Here is a 1,103-nt window from a genome sequence, read left to right as displayed (position 1 = left end):
CGCGAACATCGGAAGTATCCTTCCGCACCTCGCGACGTCGACGTCAGTTCGAGAAACTGAGAGTCTCGCTCACGCGGGAGATAACGCGCTCGCGTGTGCGCCAACCCCCCCCCTCCCCCCGCGTGTCACCGCCCATCGAAACGAGTTTCAGAAGAAATCTCTCTCCCCGTCCGGCTGGAGATTACGCGCACGCGCATCTTAAGGAAACTAAAGTCAACCCCCGCCCCACCGTCTCGACGCTACTCGTCGAGGGCGCGGTCGTCGAGCGGGTCCGGCATCGGAAGGGCCTCGACGTCGTCGTCGATCTCCTCTGCGGAGAGGTCTGATCCATCGGCGAGGAAGTCGCTCACGCGATCGCCGAGGTCCGCGACGGCGTCCTCGAACGCCTCGAGCTCCGCGTCGCTCATGGACTCCTCCCGCCAGTCGGATCCTGATTCAGATCGTGCCATTTCTCGAACCTCCGGAGCAGCGGGTCGGCGTGCTGCTCGATGTACGCGATACAGTAGCGGGGGGCTCGTGTTAAACTCACGGGTGGGAAATCGTCCTTGACACGGGCTTTCTCGCCGTCTCTGTAGACGTCCATGTGAAGTCCCTCCTCAGTAATATCGTGACCCATTGGATTCTCCGGGTCGTGGTCGAACCGCACGACCTCGTGCCAGTCGTCGTCAACGCGGCGCTCCAGCTGTACGACGAACCGCGTCGGTACCCCCGACGCCTTCACGATCTCCACGCGGAGCCGGGCGTGTGGGTACTCCCCCCAGTCGCGATACTCGACGCTGTTGTCACCCATCGGCGTGTCTGTATTCGTAGCTGTCTTCGAGGTATATGTCGGCGCCGATCGGGACAGGAGGCTTCGTGAACTCCCCCCAAAAACGCGATTTGGGGGGTGTTTCACAACTGCGGTTCGGAGCCCGTCCCTCGCCCCGTCGCCGCCTCGTTAACCAACACTCTTTCTCCCGATGTTGGTTAAGCCGATGCCGCTCGGATGACGAGGCCTGGCATCGGGAGTCGGAGTGAGTGGTGAGGTAGAACTCGGCGTCAACTCTCAGATTTTTGAGACGCTTCCCGCGCGCGCGCTTCCGGAGTAAGAGTCGGACGGGGGG

At 62.4% G+C, this 1,103-nt stretch carries 2 protein-coding genes; both read right to left on the bottom strand.

Translation table 11 applies throughout. The annotated features are described in order from the left end of the window. Positions 1-239: 239 nt before the first annotated feature. Positions 240-407 (bottom strand): hypothetical protein, encoded by a 168-nt coding sequence (locus C470_RS15180; protein ID WP_204365886.1) that lies wholly within the window; start codon positions 405-407, stop codon positions 240-242. Further along, positions 404-790 carry a DUF7718 family protein gene (locus C470_RS00450; RefSeq protein WP_008364441.1) on the bottom strand — a complete coding sequence of 129 codons (387 nt, stop codon included), beginning with the start codon at positions 788-790 and terminating at the stop codon, positions 404-406. The genes C470_RS15180 and C470_RS00450 overlap by 4 nt, the downstream gene beginning before the upstream one ends. Between the last annotated feature and the right edge of the window lie 313 nt (positions 791-1,103).

Origin of the sequence: Halorubrum distributum JCM 13561, assembly GCF_000337395.1 — an archaeon.
Taxonomy (GTDB): domain Archaea; phylum Halobacteriota; class Halobacteria; order Halobacteriales; family Haloferacaceae; genus Halorubrum; species Halorubrum distributum.
Note: the sequence above shows the minus strand (reverse complement) of the source record. Positions and strands in the feature narration are given on the sequence as shown.

What these genes read in the sequence shown, in the direction of transcription:
- C470_RS15180 (WP_204365886.1), bottom strand. Translation starts at nt 407, where the DNA reads ATGAGCGACGCGGAGCTCGAGGCGTTCGAGGACGCCGTCGCGGACCTC.
- C470_RS00450 (WP_008364441.1), bottom strand. Translation starts at nt 790, where the DNA reads ATGGGTGACAACAGCGTCGAGTATCGCGACTGGGGGGAGTACCCACAC.